This is a genomic window from uncultured Pseudoflavonifractor sp., assembly GCF_944387275.1.
Taxonomy (GTDB): Bacteria; Bacillota; Clostridia; order Oscillospirales; family Oscillospiraceae; genus Pseudoflavonifractor; species Pseudoflavonifractor intestinihominis.
The window spans coordinates 91,090-108,084 of the sequence record NZ_CALXEG010000004.1 but is presented as its reverse complement, the minus strand read 5'-3'; the positions used below and the strand labels follow the sequence as shown (position 1 = coordinate 108,084).

Genomic DNA, 16,995 nt, shown 5'->3' with positions numbered 1-16,995 from the left:
ATGCTGCAGAACGAGACCTACATCGGCAACATGGTGCAGGGGCGCAGCGTGAAGATCAGCTACAAGTCCAAGAAGTGCCTGAAGCAGGACCCAGCCAACTGGGTGGTGGTGGAGGGCACCCATGAGCCCCTGGTGGATGCGGAGTCCTTTCACAGAGTGCGGATGCTGCTCAACAGCCGCAAGCACACCCGAAGCCGGACCTACGACTTCCTCCTCAAGGGCCTGATCTTCTGCCATGAGTGCGGCTATCCGCTGGCGGTCATCAACCGGAAGAACACCAGGGGAGAGGACGTGCTCTACTTCGTCTGCCGCACCTACCAGAGGTTCACCAAGGCGGGGGTGTGTACCTGCCACTCCATCAAGGAGAAGACGGTGACCGACGCGGTAATCGCCAGAGTGCAGGAGGTGTGCCGGGGCTTTCTGAACCCGGAGGAGCTGCTGCCCATGGCGCGGGAGGCGGTAGAGGAGGCCAGGAAGCAGAGCAGCCTGGAGGCGGAGCTCCAGGCCCTTCAGTCCAGAATCGACGGCCTCACCGCCAGCATGGACCGGGTGTACGCCGACCGGCTCAGCGGCCTGCTGCCTGAGGAGGACTTTCAACGACTCTTCAACCGGTTGAAGCTGGACCGCAAGCTGCTGGAGGAGCGGCGGCAGGAGATGGAACTGCAGAAAAAGAGCCCGGTCACTGTGGATGACCGGGCGAGAGAACTGGTGGAGCGATTTATCCAGACCGCGGGGGAGAGCCGGGAACTGCTGGTGAGCCTCATCGAGCGGGTGGAGCTCACCGAGGACAAGGAAATCATCATCAAGTTCCGCTTCGCCCAGCTGGACGAAGTGGCCCAAAGCCAGCAGCCGCAAGGGTTTGCGCCGTCTGAAGCGGCGCCGTTTTTCACCGGCGAATGCTTGCATTAGTTCAGGCGGAATGTATCCCGCATTGAGAAAAAGGCGCTCCAGAAGCTGGAACAGGCCATGGAGGAGCCGACGGGAAAGGGGAAAAAGAAGGACTGAGACAGCAAAAGCACCGTGCACCTCCGCACATACGGCGGAGAGCACGGTGCTTCCTGCGTTTTCTGTTTTGAACGCGCTGTCCATCAGGCACCCTGCTGGGCCTCATGGGCGGGCAGGGGGATCTCCGGCATCAGCTCGTCGCTGACAATGGCCAGCATCTCCTCCAGCTTGGCGCAGTCGGCGGGGGAGAACCGCTCCGCGATGCGGCCCATCACCTTGCGCACGTAGTCGTTGCTGATATTGTAGTAGTCAATATACTTCTGGGTGGGGCGCAGGTGATACTCCCGCTTGTCGTGCTCGGACTGGATCTTCTCCACATAGCCCTTTTTGATCAGGCTGTTGACCTTGTAGGCGGCGTTTGGGGGGGAGATCTTCATGAACGAGGCAAATTCATTGATGGTGGGCAGGCGCAGGGCCTGGATGGCCTCCATACAGAAGGTCTCCACCGTGGTGAGACTGGCCTCCCGGCTCTGAAAGCGCTCAAAGATTTCGCGATAAAAATGCAGCTTGAATTTTGTATACACGTCCTGAAACCGCTGTTCCAGCATCATTTCCGCCTCCATCAGACAGAGCCCGGCCGCAGCCGGACAAAAATTCGCTTCTGTGCCTGGGAAAAGACGCGCCGGGGGTGTATCCAGACACTATTGTATCAAAACGGGGCGGAAAGAGCAACCTTACTTCCCGGCGTCGGCTATGGCAAAGACCAGCTCCGCCGTGGCGGCGGTCTCGCCGCCCACAGTGGCCACGGCCTCGCCGATGCCCACAGGGCCCTTCCGCTTGGTCAGGGTGCACTTGAGCTCCAGCACGTCCCCGGGCACCACCTGGCGCTTGAAGCGGGCGTTCTTGATGCCGCCGAACAGGGCCAGCTTGCCCCGGTTCTCCGGCACGGACAGAAGGGCCACCGCACCCACCTGGGCCAGGGCCTCGATGATGAGCACGCCGGGCATGACGTGCTTCTGGGGGAAATGGCCGCAGAAGAACTGCTCGTTGACGGACACGCACTTGATGCCCTGGGCCCACTGGCCCTCCTCGCCGTCGGTGATGCGGTCCACCAGGGCGAAGGGGTAGCGGTGGGGCAGGATCTCGGCGATCTGATTGGAATTGAGCTGCATTACGCTTCCTCCCATCTCTTCAGCAGAATGCTGGCGTTGTGGCCGCCGAAGCCCAGGGAGTTGGACATGGCGTACCGCAGGTCGGCCTCCCGGCCCTCGTTGGGCACCACGTCCAGGTCGCACTCCGGATCGGGGACCTGGTAGTGGATGGTGGCGGGGGCAAAGCCCTCCTTCAGGGACAGGGCGGTGAAGATGGCCTCCACAGCGCCCGCCGCGCCCAGCATGTGGCCGGTCATGGACTTGGTGGAGCTCATCATCAGCTCCTTGGCGTGGGCGCCGAACACCGTCTTGACGGCGGCGGTCTCGCCGCTGTCGTTCAGGTGGGTGGAGGTGCCGTGGGCGTTGATGTAGTCCACCTCGTCGGGGGACACACCGCCGTCGGCCAGGGCGATGGCCATGGCCCGTGCGCCGCCCTCTCCGCTGGGGGCGGGGGCGGTCATGTGGTAGGCATCGCAGGTGGCGCCGTAGCCCACCAGCTCGGCGTAGATCTTGGCGCCCCGGGCAACGGCGTGGGAGTACTCCTCCAGCACCAGGATGCCCGCGCCCTCGCCCATGACAAAGCCGCTCCGCTCCGCGTCAAAGGGGATGGAGGCCCGGTCCGGGTCGGTGGACGTGCAGAGGGCCTTCATGGAGGTGAAGCCGCCGATGGCCAGGGGGGTGACGGCGGCCTCGGCGCCGCCGCACAGCATCACGTCGGCGTAGCCGTCCCGGATGTAGTGGAAGGCGTCGCCCACGGCGTTGGTGCCGCCGGCGCAGGCGGTGACAGGGCAGGTGCACATGGCCTTGCAGTTGTGGGCGATGGCGATGAGGCCGGCGGCCATGTTGGAGATGGCCATGGGGATGTAGAAGGGGGACACGCGGTCAAAGCCCTTCTCCGTGCCCTTGGCGTGCTCGGCCTCGGTGACGTCCAGGCCGCCGATGCCGCTGGAGACGATCACGCCCCGGCGGCAGGGGTCGTCGGAGGCCAGGTCCAGGCCGCTGTCAGCCACGGCCTCCTTGGCGGCGGCCATGGCCAGCTGGGTGTAGCGGGCCATCCGCTTGGCCTCCTTCTTGTCCAGGACGGACTCGGGGTCCCAGTCCTTGACCTCGGCGGCCAGCTTGACCTTCTGGTTTTCGGTGTTGTAGCGGGTGATAGGGGCCACGCCGCACTTGCCCGCGCGGACGGCAGCCCAGCTCTCGGGCGCGGTGTGCCCGATGGGGGTGACGGCCCCCAGGCCGGTGATGACCACTCGGCGTTTTTCCATAATAACCTCCAATTTCAACACAGCGCTGGGCGGCGGCTCACATGGACATGCCGCCGTCCACTGCCAGCACCTGACCGGTGATGTAGCCGGCCTCGTCCGAGGCCAGGAAGGCCACGGCGTTGGCCACGTCCTCCGCCGCGCCCAGCCGGGCCATGGGGATGGAGGCCAGAATGGCCTCCTTGGCCTTGTCGGGGAGCACGGCGGTCATATCGGTGTCGATAAAGCCGGGGGCCACCGCGTTGACGGTGATGTTCCGCCCGGCCAGCTCCTTGGCCAGGGACTTGGTCATGCCGATGACGCCCGCCTTGCTGGCGGCGTAGTTGACCTGACCGGCATTGCCGCGGAGGCCCACCACGGAGCTCAGGGAGATGATGCGGCCGTGGCGCTGCTTCATCATGGGCCGGACGGCGGCCTTCATGCAGAGGAAGGTGCCCTTCAGGTTGGTGTCCACCACGGCGTCGAAGTCCTCCTCCTTGAGGAGCATGAGCAGGTTGTCCCGGGTGATGCCGGCGTTGTTGACCAGGATGTCGATGGCGCCGAACTGCTTCAGGGCGGCGTCGAACAGGGCCTTGACGGCGTCGGCGTCGGCCACGTTGCCCTGGACGGCCAGGGCCTGGACGCCAAGGGCCTGGCACTCGGCCACGGTCTGGTCGGCGGCGACGGTGTTGCCGGCAAAGGACAGGACGATATTGCAGCCCCGGCGGGCCAGCTCCAGGCACACGGCCTTGCCGATGCCCCGGCTGCCGCCGGTGACGATGGCGGTTTTTCCGGTGAGGCTCATCAGGATTCTCCTTTCAGGGCCGCGGTGAGGGCGTCCAGGTCGGCGCAGGTCTCCACGGCGAAGGTGCGGATGGCGGGGCAGGTCTTGCGGACGAAGCCGGAGAGCACCTTGCCCGGGCCGATCTCCACGATGGTGTCCACCCCAAGGGCCTCCATGCGGCGGATGGTGTCCTCCATGCGGACGGAGGACTGGACCTGCCGCTCCAGCAGGGCGGGGATGGTGTCGCCCTCACCCATCTCATGGCCCAGGCAGTTGAAGAGCACGGGAAAGGCCATGGGGCCGAACTCCACGGAGCGGAACCGCTCCGCCAGGGCGTCCCCGGCGGGCTTGAGGAGGGAGGTGTGGAAGGGGCCGCTGACCTTCAGGGGCAGGGCCCGCTTGGCGCCCAGCTCCTTGGCCAGGGCGGCGGCCTTCTCCACGGCGGCCTTCTCGCCGCCGATGACCAGCTGGCCGGGGCAGTTGTAGTTGGCAATCTCCACCACGCCCAGGCTGGCGGCCTGATCGCAGGCGGACTGGAGGGCGGCCACGTCCAGGCCCAGCACGGCCATCATGGCGCAGTCCATGCCCTGGGCGGCCTGGGTCATCGCCTTGCCCCGGAAGGCCACCAGGGACACCGCCTCAGGGGCGGAGAACACGCCGGCGGCGTGGAGGGCGGAGTACTCGCCCAGGCTGAGCCCGGCGGCATAGTCGGGCCTGATGCCCCGCTCATAGAGCAGGGCGGTGACGCCGGCGGCAAAGGCCACCATGGCGGGCTGGGTGTAGGCGGTCTGGTTGAGGACACCGGCGGCGTCGGTGAAGGAGACCTCCTTCAGGTCAAAGTCCACCTGCTCCGCCGCACTGTCCAGCACGGCGCGGAAGGCGGGGTAAGCTTCGTACAGGTCAGCGCCCATGCCGGGGTGCTGGCTGCCCTGTCCGGCATACAGAAAGGCCAGGCTCACAGGTCGTTCACCAGACCTTTCACGCACTTCTGGTAGTCGGCGTACAGCTCCTCCAGGATGGCCCGCACGGGGCGGATCTCGTGGAGCTGGCCGGCCACCTGGCCCGCCATCAGGCTGCCCATCTCGGTGTCGCCGTCAAAGACGGCCCGGCGCAGGGAGCCCAGGGTCAGCTTCTCGCGCTCGGCCAGGGGGATGTTCTCCTTCTCCATGCGGACATACTCCCGGGCCATCTTGTTCTTGAGCACCCGGACGGGGGCGCCGGTGGTGCGGCCGGTGACGATGGTGTCGGTGTCGGTGGCCTTGAGCAGGGCCTGCTTGTAGTTGGGGTGGATGGGGCACTCCTCGCTGACCAGCAGGCAGGTGCCGATCTGGACGCCGCAGGCGCCCAGGGCATAGGCGGCGGCCAGCTGGCGGCCGCTGGCGATGCCGCCGGCGGCGATGACGGGCACGTCCACCGCGTCCACCACCTGGGGCACCAGGGCCATGGTGGTCATCTCGCCCACGTGGCCGCCGCTCTCGGTGCCCTCGGCGATGACGGCGTCGATGCCGTACCGGGTGAGGCGCTTGGCCAGCACGGCGGCAGCCACCACGGGGATGACGATGATGCCCGCCTCTTTCCAGGCGGGGATGTACTTGCCGGGGTTGCCGGCGCCGGTGGTGACCACCTTCACGCCCTCCTCAATGACCACCTTGGCCATCTCGTCCACGGAGGGGTTCATCAGCATCAGGTTGACGCCGAAGGGCTTGTCGGTGAGGGCCTTGCAGCGGCGGATGTTCTCCCGCAGGCTGTCGGCGTTCATGCCGCCGGAGCCGATGAGGCCCAGGGCGCCGGCGTTGGATACGGCGGCGGCAAACTCGCCGGTGGCGATGTTGGCCATGCCGCCCTGAATAAAGGGAAACTCCGTTCCCAACAGTTCGTTGAGTTTCATAAAAATCCCCATTCCGCCGCGATGCGCGGCACAGATAGATATAAGATGTGTTTCGGCCCGGATCAGCGTGCCCCGTCCAGCTCCAGGATGGCGCCGCCCCAGGTCAGGCCGCCGCCGAATCCGGAGAGCAGAGCCCGCATGCCGGGCCTGAGGGCGCCCGAGGCGCACAGCTCGTGGAGGAGCAGCGGGATGCTGGCGGCGGAGGTGTTGCCGTACTTGGCGATGTTCTTGGGGCACTTCTCCGGGGGGAGGTGCAGGTTCTTCACCACACGGTCGATGATGCGCTCATTGGCCTGGTGGAGGACGAACAGATCGATGTCCTCGGCGGTCATGTGGGCCTGCTCCAGCACCTGGGTGATGCACTTGGGCACGGTCTCCACCGCGAACTTGAACACGGCGGTGCCCTCCATGTGGATGTACTGGGGCGCTCCGGTGCCCGAGCCGGGCACATAGAGGACCTTCTCGTCTCCCCGGGCCCCCACCACGGTGTGAAGCACAGGGCAGTCGGGCCCGGACCGGACCACGGCGGCCCCCGCGCCGTCGCCGAAGAGGATGCAGGTGGTGCGGTCGGTGAAGTCCATCAGGCGGGAAAAGACCTCGCCGCCCACCACCAGGCCGTACTTCCTGGGGCAGGCGTCCAGCAGGCACTGGGCGGTGTGCAGCCCGTAGAGGAAGCCGGAGCAGGCCGCGTTCAGGTCCATGCACAGGCAGTCCTCGGGCAGGCCCAGCTCACGCTGGAGCAGGCAGGAGAGGGCGGGGGTGATGAAGTCGGGGGAGATGGTGGCCACCAGGCACACCCCCAGGTCGGCGGGGGAGATGCCCGCCCGGTCCATGGCCTGGCGGGCGGCGTCGGTGCACAGGGAGAGCAGGGTCTCGTCGGTGCAGTAGCGCCGCTCCTTGATGCCGGTGCGGGTGGAGATCCACTCGTCGCTGGTCTCCACCATGGCGGCCATGTCGTCGTTGGTGACCACCTTGGCCGGCGCGGCGGCTCCGGTGCCGCAGAGTTTGATGCCGTTCATCCCCGATCCCTCCTTATGGCCTGGTTGCCCATGGCACGGAATTTCCTGTAGCGCTGCTTGGCCAGGGCGGAGCCGCTCAGCTTGAGCAGCGGGGCCAGATTCCGGCTGATGGCGGCGTCCACAGCGGTGAACACCGCGTCGGGGTCGGTGTGGGCCCCGCCCTCGGGCTCGTGGATGATCTCGTCGATGACGCCCAGCTCCTTCAGGTCGGCGGCGGTGAGCTTCATCACGTCGCAGGCCTCGCTGCTGCGGGAGGCGTCCTTCCACAGGATGGCGGCAAAGCCCTCGGGGGAGAGGACGGAGTACACCGCGTTCTCCAGCATGAGCACGCTGTTGCCCACGCCCAGAGCCAGGGCACCGCCGCTGCCGCCCTCGCCGGTGACCACCGAGATGACGGGCACCGTCAGGGCGGAGAGGATGGACAGGCACTTGGCGATGGCCTCCCCCTGGCCTCTGGCCTCGGCCTCCAGGCCGGGGTAGGCGCCGGGGGTGTCGATAAAGGTGATGACGGGGCGGCGGAACTTGTCCGCCTGCTCCATCAGCCGCTGGGCCTTCCGGTACCCCTCGGGGCTGGGCATGCCGAAGTTGAACTTCAGGTTCTCCTCCAGGGTGCGGCCCTTCCGGTGGCCGATGACGGTGACGGGCTGGCCGTGGTACAGGGCCACGCCGCCCAGAATGCTGGGGTCCTCGCCGAAGTGGCGGTCGCCCCGCAGCTCAAAGAAGTCGGTGAAAAGGGCGGAGATAAAGTCCGCCGTGCCCGGCCGCTGGGGGTTGCGGGCCAGGGCCACCCGCTGGGCGGGGGTAAGGGTCTGGTTCATCGGTCGCGGCCTCCCTTCGGGTCATGGAGCCGCAGCAGGCGGCTCAGCGTGGCGCGCAGTTCCTTCCGGGGCACCACCGCGTCCAGGAAGCCGTGGCTGAGCTGGTACTCCGCGCTCTGGAAGCCCTCGGGCACCGGCTGGCCGATGGTCTGCTCCACCACACGGGGACCGGCGAAGCCCACCAGGGCCCCGGGCTCGGCCAGCATGTAGTCGCCCAGGCTGGCGAAGCTGGCGGTGACGCCGCCGGTGGTGGGGTGGGTGAGCACGGAGATGTACAGCCCGCCGGCAGCGGAGAAGTGCTCCAGGGCGGCGGCGGTCTTGGCCATCTGCATCAGGGAGAGGATGCCCTCCTGCATCCGGGCCCCGCCGCTGGCGGAGAACAGGATGAGGGGCAGGCGGTTCTTCTCGGCGTACTCCACCAGGCGGGTGACCTTCTCGCCCACGGCGGCGCTCATGCTGCCCATGAAAAAGCGGCTGTCCAGCACGCCGACAGCCGTCCTGCGGCCGTCGATGCGGCCCGTGGCGGTGACCACGGCCTCACTCAGGCCGGTGCGCCGGCTCGCGTCGGCCAGCTTCCCGGCGTAGCCGGGGAAGGCCAGAGGGTCGGCGGAGGCCAGACGCTCATCCAGTTCCCGGAAGGTGCCCGGGTCCAGGATGAGGCTGAGCCGGTAGTAGGCGCTGACGGCGTGGTGATGGCCGCAGCGGGGGCAGACATAGAGGTTCTTGTGCAGCTCGCCCCTGGGCACCTCGGCCCCGCAGGCGGGGCAGGCCGGGGCGGGGGCGGAGCGGGGGCCGCCGCTGCGCAGGCTCTTGAGGGCCAGCAGCTTTTCGCGGCGGCGGGTAAATACGTTGCTCATTGCTTCTCCTCGCTTCCGCAGCGGCTCCAGGACAGGAGCGACTTGAGCTCACGGTCCAGGAAGCCGGTGGTGCAGCTTCCCCGGACAAAGTCCGGGTGGTACAGGATCTGATGGAGCAGCTCGGCGTTGGTGGCGTACCCCTCCACGATCAGCTCCTCCAGGGCCCGGCGCATCCGGCGGATGGCCTCCAGCCGGGTGGGGGCGTGGACGATGATCTTGGCGGCCAGGGAGTCGTAGAAGGGGGAGAGCTCGTAGCCGGTGTACAGGGCGGAGTCCACCCGCACGCCGCAGCCGCCGGGGAGATGGAGAAACTCCGTCTTGCCCGGGCAGGGGCGGAAGCCGTTGGCCGGGTCCTCGGCGTTGATGCGGCACTCGATGGCGTGGCCCTGGAGCTTCACGTCCTCCTGGGTCAGGGACAGGGGCAGGCCCGCGGCGATGCGGATCTGCTCCCGCACCAGGTCGGTGCCGGTGACCATCTCGGTGATGGGGTGCTCCACCTGAATCCGGGTGTTCATCTCAATGAAGTAGAAGTGACCCTCGCTGTCCAGCACGAACTCGATGGTGCCGGCGTTCTCGTAGCCCGCCGCCTTTGCGGCGGCCACGGCGGCGGCGCCCATCTGCTCCCGCAGCTCAGGGGTGAGGGCCTTGGAGGGGGCCTCCTCCAGCATCTTCTGGTTGCGGCGCTGGATGGAGCAGTCCCGGTCCCCCAGGTGGATCACGTTCCCATGGCGGTCGGCCAGGATCTGGAACTCGATGTGCCGGGGGTCCAGGATCAGCTTCTCCAGGTACATCTCGCCGCTGCCGAAGCAGGCCACCGACTCGGCCCGGGCCTCCTCAAAGAGGGAGACAAAACTCTCCGGGTCGTATACCCGGCGCATACCCCGGCCGCCGCCGCCGGCGGAGGCCTTGATGAGCACCGGGTAGCCGATGGAATCGGCCACGGCCTTGGCGGTCTGGGCGTCGGGCACCGGGCCGTCGGACCCGGGCACCACGGGCACCCCCGCCTTCTGCATCAGCGCCCGGGCGGAGGCCTTGTTGCCCATGGCCCGGATCACGTCGCCGGAGGGGCCAATGAAGGCGATGCCCTCTTCCTGGCAGGCGTCGGCAAAGGCGTCGTTTTCAGACAGGAAGCCGTAGCCCGGGTGGATGGCGTCGCAGCCCGCGGCCTTGGCCACGGTGAGGATGGCGTCCATGTTCAGGTAGCTGTCGGCCGCCTTGGCGGGGCCGACGCAGTAGGCGCTGCCGGCAAACTGGACGTGGAGGGCGTCCGCGTCGGCCTGGGAGTAGACCGCCACGGTATCGATGTCCATTTCCCGGCAGGCCCGCAGGACCCGGAGGGCGATCTCCCCCCGGTTGGCAATCAAAACCCGCTTGAACATGGCTCAGACCGCCTTATAGCGCAGCAGAGGGGCACCGAAGGAGACCAGGGCGCCGTCCTCCTGGAGCAGCGCCTCGATGACGCAGTCGCAGGGGGCGGTGACCTCGTTCATCATCTTCATGGCCTCCATCAGGCAGACCGTCTGCCCCTTCTTCACCTGGTCGCCCACGGACACAAAGGGGGCGGCGCCGGGGGAGGGGGAGGCGTAGTAGGTGCCCACCAGGGGGGCGGTGATGACGCTGCCCTCCTCCTCGGCGGGAGCGGCGGGCACGGCGGAGGCCGCGGGAGCCGCCGCCACAGGAGCGGCGGCGGGGGCGGGCCCGGCTGCCTTGCTCAGCTCCAGGGAGAAGTCTTTGCAGGTGAACTTCATGCTGACGGCCGCGCTGCCCTCAAAGCGGGCCATCAGCTCAAACACGTCCTGATTGCTCATGGGCCGTGCCTCAGGCCTTGTGGGACTCGATGTAGGCCATCAGATCGCCCACGGTCTTCATGTTGGGCAGGTCCTCGTCCTCGATGGTCACGCCGGAGGCCTCCTCCAGAGCCATGGACAGCTCCACGGCGGCCAGAGAGTCGGCGCCCAGGTCCTCGGACAGGGAGGCCTCCATGGTCACGTCCTCGGCATCACAGCTCAGGGTCTCCACAATGATATCGCGCATTTCTTCGAAAGTCATGATAACGTACTCCTCATTATTTTATTCAATTATTTTAATTAAAAATTTTTAAGTAAAATAATTTAAGCGTTATTGTAGCGGGGGCAAGGGCATCTGTCAAGTGTTTTTTTACCAAAAAATAGGGCCGCTTGCGCCGGAGGCCGGACTGTGCTAGGATAGAGAGTACAGTCCGGAAGCACAAAAAACGGGATAAAACCCAGATATACCGGCACAAAGTGAGGAAAAAACCATGTGTTGTGGAAATTGCTATATCGTGGGCGCGGGAGAACGGATCGATTTTCTGCCCGCGCCGGAGCAAGGGGATCTGCTCATCGCGGCGGACGGCGGCTACGCCTGGCTGCGGGAGAATGGGCTGGAGCCCGACCTGGTGGTGGGGGACTTTGACTCCATGGACGAGCCCGCCGGCGCGGCCCATCTGGTGCGCCTGCCCAGGGTGAAGGACGACACCGACACCATGGCCGCCGTCCGGCTGGGCCAGGCGCGGGGCTACCGCCGGTTCCACATCTTCGGCGGCACCGGGGGACGATTTGACCACACCCTGGCCAATTTGCAGCTGCTGGCCTGGCTCTCCCGCCGTGGGGAGCAGGGGTGGCTGTACGGGCCCGACTGGACCGCCACGGCCGTCACCGGCGGGGCAGTGGAGTTCGGCCCGGAGCACCGGGGCATGATCTCCGTGTTTGCCCACTCGGACATGGTCCGGGGCGTGACCATCCAGGGGCTGAAGTACACCCTGTCCGGGGCGGAGCTGGACAACGGCTTCTCCCTGGGGGTGAGCAACGAATTTACAGGCGTCCCTTCCCGGGTATCGGCGGAGGAGGGCACCCTGCTGGTGGTGTGGGAGCGCTGAGACCCGCTCCTCTTAAATACTTGACATATGTCAGAAACAGAGTATAATATCTGACATAAGTCAGAAACGGAGGGAGAACAGATGCCCAGACCACAGAAGTGCAGGCGGGTGTGCCAGCTGCCCGGCTGGGCGGGCTTTGCCCCGGTGGGAGAGCAGCCCGGGCCGGAGGAGCCGGTGGTGCTGACAGTGGACGAGTTTGAGGTCATCCGCCTGCTGGACCTGGAGGGCCTGACCCAGGAGGCCTGCGCGGAGCAGATGGAGATCGCCCGCACCACGGTCACCGGCATCTGTGACAGCGCCCGCCGCAAGCTGGCCGACGCTCTGGTCAACGGGAAGCGGCTGGTCATCGCTGGGGGGAATTACCGCCTGTGCGACGGGCCGGGCTGCTGCCACCGCCGGGGCGGCTGCCGGAAAAAACAGTGTTTTGGAGGAGAAAACAGATGAAAATCGCAGTCACTTACGAGAATGGACAGGTTTTTCAGCACTTCGGCCACAGCGAGCAGTTTAAGGTGTACAATGTGGACAACGGCGCGGTGACCTCTTCCGCCGTGGAGCCCACCAACGGCAGCGGCCACGGGGCCCTGGCCGGATTCCTGGTCGGGCTGGGCGTGGACACCCTGATCTGCGGCGGCATCGGCGGCGGCGCCATCGCGGCCCTGGGCGAGGCGGGCATCACCGTCTACGGCGGCGTGTCCGGCGACGCCGACGGGGCGGTGGAGGCCCTGCTGGCGGGCAATCTGGCCCGCAACGCCGAGCCCACCTGCCACCACCACGACCACGGCCACCACGACTGCCACAGCCACGACCACACCTGCGGCGGCCACTGCGGCGGCTGAGCCCATCGGAAAACAGAGACAGCGGACCGTCTTCCGGCGGTCCGCTGTTTTTGTCCCTCCGGCGTTCCGGCGTGGGTTTTGGGCCCGGGACGGCGGAGATTTTTCCCGTGGGAAAAAATTCTAAGTGTACTTGTGTAAAAGACAAAAGAGAGATATAATCTGTTGGTGTCGCTTTTATTGTGAGGAGGGAGCCTGTGGCAAAGACCATGGAGCCAATGACCAGCGGCGCGATCTGGAAGCGGATGATCCTGTTTGCGCTGCCGCTGATGCTGGGAAATCTATTTCAACAGATGTATAATACCGTGGATTCGCTGATCGTGGGCAATTTTGTGGGGAGCAGCGCCCTGGCGGCGGTCAGCTCGTCGGGCAGCCTGATCTCCATGCTCATCGGTCTGCTGAGCGGTATTTCTTCCGGCGCAGGTGTGATCGTGGCCCGGCATTTCGGCGCCGGAGACAAGGAGGGGCTGCACCGTACCGTCCACACCATCGTGGCCTTCGGCCTGGTGGCGGGCGTGGTGATGACCGCCGTGGGCGTACTGCTCTCCTCCCAGATCCTGGTGTGGATGGGCACGCCGGAGAGCGTGATGGTGGAGTCCGTGGCATACCTGCGGATCTACTTCTGCGGTTCGCTGCCCTTTATGATGTACAATGTGTTTGTAGGCATTTTGCAGGCCGTGGGGGACGGACGCCACCCGCTGTACTACCTGATCGCCTCCTCCATCATCAACCTGTGCCTGGACCTGGTGTTCATCGAGGGGTTTAATGCCGGCGTGGGCGGCGCGGCCCTGGCCACGGTGATCTCCCAGGTGGTGAGCGCCCTGCTGTGCCTGATCCAGCTGATGCGCACAAAGGAGAGCTACCGGGTGGAGCTGAAGGCCATCCGGTTCCAGAAGGACATCCTGTGGCAGGTCATCCGGGTGGGCCTGCCCTCCGGCGTGCAGAACTCCATCATCGCCTTTGCCAATGTGATTGTCCAGTCCAACGTCAATGCCTTCGGAGAGATGGCCATGGCCGGCTACGGCGCCTACACCAAGGTGGAGGGCTTCGGCTTCCTGCCCATCAACAGCTTTACCCTGGCGCTGACCACCTTTGTGGGCCAGAACCTGGGCGCCATGGAGTATGAGCGGACGCGGAAGGGCGCCCGGTTCGGCATTCTGATGACCGTCACCCTGGCGGAGGCCATCGGTGTGCTGGTGTTTATCTTTGCCCCCCAGCTCATCGCCCTCTTCGACCCCACGCCGGAGGTGGTGGCATTCGGCATCGGCAAGGCAAGAACTGCCGCGCTGTTCTACTGCCTGCTGGCATTTGCCCACTCGGTGGCCGCCGTGCTGCGGGGCGCGGGACGGGCCGTGATCCCCATGGCCATTATGATCGCCATCTGGTGCGTGGTGCGGGTGACCTTCCTGTCCATCACCATCCCCCTGACCCACAGCATCCAGATGGTCTACTGGGTCTACCCCCTCACCTGGGGCATCAGCTGCATCCTGTTCTTCCTGTACTACAAGAAGGCGGACTGGATGAGTGCGCGGATGTAACCGAAGATAAGAAAAAAGGGCTGGAGCGCACTGCGCTCCAGCCCTTCGCATATTGACGGCGGTCAGTCCCCGTCGGAGCCGGTGAGCTGGTCTCCGCACCAGGGACAGAAGGGGTGGCTGCTCCCGGAGAGAAAGCCCAGAAAATGATGGCAGAAGGGACAGCGCAGCTTGACCAGCCCCAGAATGAAGCTGCCGATGCAGAGAAGCAGCCCCAGCGCGGACAGGGGAGCAAGGGCGCCGTCCTGGTAGGCGGACGCGCCGAAGATGAGGGCCCCGGCCAGAAAGACCCCGCTCACAATCCAGTCCCAATGTCGCAGCTTCAGACGCTTCACGGCAGATGCCTCCCGGTTCCATGAGATATGGATAGTCTAGCAGGAAACGGCAGGGAATGGGGGTAGGGCAGGTAAAAACTGTGTAAAGATCTGGAAAAGCGGGGACGATTGAAGGGGCAGGGAAAAGATGGTATAATAGAGACTGCTGAATTCGGATTCCGCTCCAGACGGGAAAAATTTTTTGTCATGCGCAATAAAAGCCCCGTCTGCTCCGTTATTCCTATGAGAGGGGAAGAAAGTATGCTGCTGTTTGGCCTGTCTGCAATCGAGCAGGAGCTCCGCCCGGCCAGAGCGCCCGCGCTGGAAGACAGCTTAATCGTAAGGATCGCCCGGGGAGAGACGCAGGCCTTCTCCGAGCTGTATCTCCGCGCCCACAAGGCGGTCTACGGCTTCGCGCTGTCCATTGTGAAGAACCAGCACGACGCGGAGGACGTGATGCAGGACACCTTTTTAAAGGTGGACGCCGCCGCCGGGAGCTACCAGCCCAAGGGCAAGCCCATGGCCTGGGTGCTCACCATCGCCCGGAACCTGGCGCTGGAGAAGCTGCGGGAGCGGCGGGACGTGCCCCTGGAGCAGGAGGAGGACTGGCATCTGTGGGCCAGCGTGGACCCCACCCGGGCCCAGGAGGACAAACTGGCCCTGGAGGCGGCCATGAAGTGCCTGGGGAACGAGGAGCGGCAGGTGGTCACCCTTCATGCCCTGAGCGGCCTGAAGCACCGGGAGATCGCGTCCCTGCTGGATATGCCCCTGGCCACGGTGCTCTCCAAGTACCGCAGGGCCCTGATCAAACTGAGAGATTATCTGGAGGAGCGTGAGGCGACATGAAGGAACAGGATGCGGAGGCCCGTCTGGCCCGCGCCATGGAGGATGCAGCCCCCAACCGCCTGGACGAGCTTCTGGAGGTGCGGGAGGAGGCCAGGCGACAGGAGAAGATCGTGGACATCAGCGCTCCGCCCAAGAAAAAGCGGCGGCGGTGGCAGAATTTCGCGGCGGCGGTGGCGGCGGCCCTGGTGCTGGTCATCGGCGGCGGCGGCTTTTTCGGCTGGCGGTACGCCAATGCCCCCGACTCCCTGGTGGGCATCGACGTCAACCCCAGCGTGCAGCTGTCAGTGAGCCGGAACGAGAAGGTGCTCAGCTGCGAGGCCCTGAACGCCGACGGCACGGAGATCATCGGCGACATGGACCTGCGGGGCGCCCAGCTCAACGTGGCGGTGAACGCCCTCATCGGCTCCATGGTGCAGCAGGGCTACATTGACGATCTGAAGAACTCGGTGCTCATCACCGTGGAGAACAGGGACGCGGCCAAGGCCCAGGCCCTCCAGGAGAGCCTGATGGCGGATGTGAACGGGCTGCTGGCCGGGGAATCGGTGGACGCCTCGGTGCTGGGCCAGACCATCACCAGCCGGGACCAGACCCTGGCCAGCCAGGCGGAGACCTACGGCATCTCCGAGGGCAAGGCGGCGCTGATCCAGCGGATTCTGGACACCGACCCCACACTGACCTTTGAATCCCTGTCCGGGCTGTCGGTCAACGACCTGAGCCTGCTGCTCCAGGCCAAGCAGGCGGACACCAGCGGCCTCACCGTCACCGGCCAGGCCAGCGACAAGGCCTACATCGGCCTGGACAAGGCCACCGAGATCGCCCTGGCCCAGCTCCCGGGGGCCACCCTGAAGGAGATCGAGTTCGAGTACGACGACGGCATGGTCTATGAGGCGGAGCTGCTGAAGGACGGCTATGAGTACGACGTGGAGATCGACGCCCTCACCGGCGCGGTGGTCAAGTGGGACTACGAGCGGGACGACCACTGGAGCGGCAGCGTGGGGCAGCCCCAGACGCCCCCCCAGCAGGGGACGGTCTCTCCCCAGCCCTCCCAGAGCCAGCAGGCGACCTCAACCCCCCAGCCGAGCCAGACGGCCCTGATCACCGAGCAGCAGGCCAGAGACCTGGTGCTGGCCCAGATCCCCGGAGCTGCCATTGTAGAGTTCGAGCGGGACACCGACGACGGCCGGACGGTCTACAAGGGCGAGGCGGTGCTGAATGGCCGGGAGTACGAGTTCGAGATCGACGCCGCCACGGGCAGCTTCCTGGAGTGGGACGCCGACGACGTGGACGAGGGCTGGAACCAGGGGAACAGCACCTCCGCCGGCCAGACAGCGCTGGACGAGGAGGGGGCCCGCGCCCTGGTGCTGGCCCGAATCCCTGGGGCCACCATCGTGGAGTTCGAGCGGGAAACCGACGACGGCCGGGTCTACTACGAGGGCGAGGCGGTGCTGGACGGCCGGAAGTATGAGTTCGAGATTGACGCCACCGCCGGCGAGATCATCCAGTGGGACGCGGACAACCGCTGATCTTCCATAAAAAACGGGGTGCGGGCTGCTGACAGCGGCCCGCACCCCGTTCCGTTCAGATAAAAAGCTCAGCGGTGGAACACCTTTAAATCCGGTCCGCCTGTCCCCGGGACGATGGGCCTGGCCCGGTCCTTGCCGTGCTTTTCCTTCCCCTGGAGCTCCGGCACGGGCGGCTGGTCGTTGCGGGGCTGGGTGTGGGTCCGCTCCGGGCGGGACATTCCCTGTTTGGCCATGAGAGCACCTCCTCTGCATTTTCCCATAGTATGGCCCGGCGGCGGGAAAACATGTGGGGAAAAGAGAAAACGGTCCTCGCTCCGCGTTGCGGAGAGAGGACCGTTTTGCTGT

At 65.9% G+C, this 16,995-nt stretch carries 21 protein-coding genes; 7 read left to right on the top strand and 14 right to left on the bottom strand.

Features of this window, described 5'->3' with window-relative positions:
* Positions 1–909: recombinase zinc beta ribbon domain-containing protein (locus Q0K23_RS02330; RefSeq protein ID WP_294517391.1), on the top strand; the 909-nt coding region annotated here is incomplete at its 5' end.
* 179 nt (positions 910–1,088) lie between these two features.
* Here the strand turns inward: Q0K23_RS02330 and Q0K23_RS02325 are convergent.
* The 12 genes from Q0K23_RS02325 to acpP form a co-directional block, all read right to left on the bottom strand.
* Complete coding sequence (locus tag Q0K23_RS02325; RefSeq protein ID WP_040647801.1) at positions 1,089–1,553, bottom strand: MarR family winged helix-turn-helix transcriptional regulator; 465 nt, start codon at positions 1,551–1,553, stop codon at positions 1,089–1,091.
* A 126-nt stretch (positions 1,554–1,679) separates the two neighbouring features.
* A complete protein-coding gene (fabZ, locus tag Q0K23_RS02320; protein WP_294517389.1) occupies positions 1,680–2,117 on the bottom strand; it encodes a 3-hydroxyacyl-ACP dehydratase FabZ in 438 nt (145 codons plus the stop codon).
* A complete protein-coding gene (gene fabF / locus Q0K23_RS02315) occupies positions 2,117–3,361 on the bottom strand; it encodes a beta-ketoacyl-ACP synthase II (RefSeq protein WP_294517385.1) in 1,245 nt (414 codons plus the stop codon). The genes fabZ and fabF overlap by 1 nt, the downstream gene beginning before the upstream one ends.
* 37 nt (positions 3,362–3,398) lie before the next feature.
* Positions 3,399–4,142, bottom strand: a complete 744-nt coding sequence (gene fabG, locus Q0K23_RS02310) for a 3-oxoacyl-[acyl-carrier-protein] reductase (protein WP_294517383.1) — start codon at positions 4,140–4,142, stop codon at positions 3,399–3,401.
* Positions 4,142–5,080: an ACP S-malonyltransferase gene (fabD, locus tag Q0K23_RS02305; protein ID WP_294517382.1), complete on the bottom strand. Its 939-nt coding sequence runs from the start codon at positions 5,078–5,080 to the stop codon at positions 4,142–4,144. Before fabD ends, fabG begins: the two co-directional genes overlap by 1 nt.
* Positions 5,077–6,009, bottom strand: coding sequence for a nitronate monooxygenase (locus Q0K23_RS02300; protein WP_294517379.1), 933 nt, complete (start codon positions 6,007–6,009; stop codon positions 5,077–5,079). The genes fabD and Q0K23_RS02300 overlap by 4 nt, the downstream gene beginning before the upstream one ends.
* Positions 6,010–6,071: 62 nt before the next feature.
* Positions 6,072–7,028 carry a beta-ketoacyl-ACP synthase III gene (locus Q0K23_RS02295; protein ID WP_294517377.1) on the bottom strand — a complete coding sequence of 319 codons (957 nt, stop codon included), beginning with the start codon at positions 7,026–7,028 and terminating at the stop codon, positions 6,072–6,074.
* Positions 7,025–7,846, bottom strand: coding sequence for an acetyl-CoA carboxylase carboxyltransferase subunit alpha (locus tag Q0K23_RS02290; protein ID WP_294517375.1), 822 nt, complete (start codon positions 7,844–7,846; stop codon positions 7,025–7,027). Before Q0K23_RS02290 ends, Q0K23_RS02295 begins: the two co-directional genes overlap by 4 nt.
* The gene (accD, locus tag Q0K23_RS02285) at positions 7,843–8,703 is read right to left on the bottom strand and encodes an acetyl-CoA carboxylase, carboxyltransferase subunit beta (protein WP_294517373.1); all 861 of its coding nucleotides are present in this window, start codon (positions 8,701–8,703) and stop codon (positions 7,843–7,845) included. The genes Q0K23_RS02290 and accD overlap by 4 nt, the downstream gene beginning before the upstream one ends.
* Positions 8,700–10,082, bottom strand: a complete 1,383-nt coding sequence (accC, locus tag Q0K23_RS02280; RefSeq protein ID WP_294517370.1) for an acetyl-CoA carboxylase biotin carboxylase subunit — start codon at positions 10,080–10,082, stop codon at positions 8,700–8,702. The genes accD and accC overlap by 4 nt, the downstream gene beginning before the upstream one ends.
* 3 nt (positions 10,083–10,085) lie before the next feature.
* Entirely contained in the window at positions 10,086–10,511 is a 426-nt protein-coding gene (gene accB, locus Q0K23_RS02275; protein ID WP_294517367.1) for an acetyl-CoA carboxylase biotin carboxyl carrier protein, read from the bottom strand.
* 10 nt (positions 10,512–10,521) lie between these two features.
* Entirely contained in the window at positions 10,522–10,752 is a 231-nt protein-coding gene (acpP, locus tag Q0K23_RS02270) for an acyl carrier protein (protein WP_294517364.1), read from the bottom strand.
* A gap of 229 nt (positions 10,753–10,981) precedes the next feature.
* Between acpP and Q0K23_RS02265 the strand changes: the two genes are divergently transcribed.
* From Q0K23_RS02265 to Q0K23_RS02250, 4 genes are all read left to right on the top strand, one after another.
* Entirely contained in the window at positions 10,982–11,599 is a 618-nt protein-coding gene (locus Q0K23_RS02265; RefSeq protein ID WP_294517362.1) for a thiamine diphosphokinase, read from the top strand.
* Positions 11,600–11,680: 81 nt separating this feature from the next.
* The gene (locus Q0K23_RS02260) at positions 11,681–12,043 is read left to right on the top strand and encodes a DUF134 domain-containing protein (protein WP_294517360.1); all 363 of its coding nucleotides are present in this window, start codon (positions 11,681–11,683) and stop codon (positions 12,041–12,043) included.
* Positions 12,040–12,435 carry a NifB/NifX family molybdenum-iron cluster-binding protein gene (locus Q0K23_RS02255; RefSeq protein ID WP_294517358.1) on the top strand — a complete coding sequence of 132 codons (396 nt, stop codon included), beginning with the start codon at positions 12,040–12,042 and terminating at the stop codon, positions 12,433–12,435. The genes Q0K23_RS02260 and Q0K23_RS02255 overlap by 4 nt, the downstream gene beginning before the upstream one ends.
* A gap of 194 nt (positions 12,436–12,629) precedes the next feature.
* The gene (locus Q0K23_RS02250; RefSeq protein ID WP_367179029.1) at positions 12,630–13,970 is read left to right on the top strand and encodes an MATE family efflux transporter; all 1,341 of its coding nucleotides are present in this window, start codon (positions 12,630–12,632) and stop codon (positions 13,968–13,970) included.
* A 62-nt stretch (positions 13,971–14,032) separates the two neighbouring features.
* Here Q0K23_RS02250 and Q0K23_RS02245 read toward each other — a convergent pair whose 3' ends face one another.
* Positions 14,033–14,302 carry a hypothetical protein gene (locus Q0K23_RS02245; RefSeq protein WP_294517356.1) on the bottom strand — a complete coding sequence of 90 codons (270 nt, stop codon included), beginning with the start codon at positions 14,300–14,302 and terminating at the stop codon, positions 14,033–14,035.
* Between the two features lie 240 nt (positions 14,303–14,542).
* On the opposite strand from Q0K23_RS02245, the gene Q0K23_RS02240 reads away from it, so the two are divergent.
* The gene (locus Q0K23_RS02240) at positions 14,543–15,127 is read left to right on the top strand and encodes an RNA polymerase sigma factor (protein WP_294517354.1); all 585 of its coding nucleotides are present in this window, start codon (positions 14,543–14,545) and stop codon (positions 15,125–15,127) included.
* Positions 15,124–16,650 (top strand): PepSY domain-containing protein, encoded by a 1,527-nt coding sequence (locus Q0K23_RS02235; protein ID WP_294517352.1) that lies wholly within the window; start codon positions 15,124–15,126, stop codon positions 16,648–16,650. Before Q0K23_RS02240 ends, Q0K23_RS02235 begins: the two co-directional genes overlap by 4 nt.
* A gap of 68 nt (positions 16,651–16,718) precedes the next feature.
* On the opposite strand, the gene Q0K23_RS02230 is transcribed toward Q0K23_RS02235, so the two are convergent.
* Entirely contained in the window at positions 16,719–16,883 is a 165-nt protein-coding gene (locus tag Q0K23_RS02230; RefSeq protein ID WP_294517350.1) for a hypothetical protein, read from the bottom strand.
* Between the last annotated feature and the right edge of the window lie 112 nt (positions 16,884–16,995).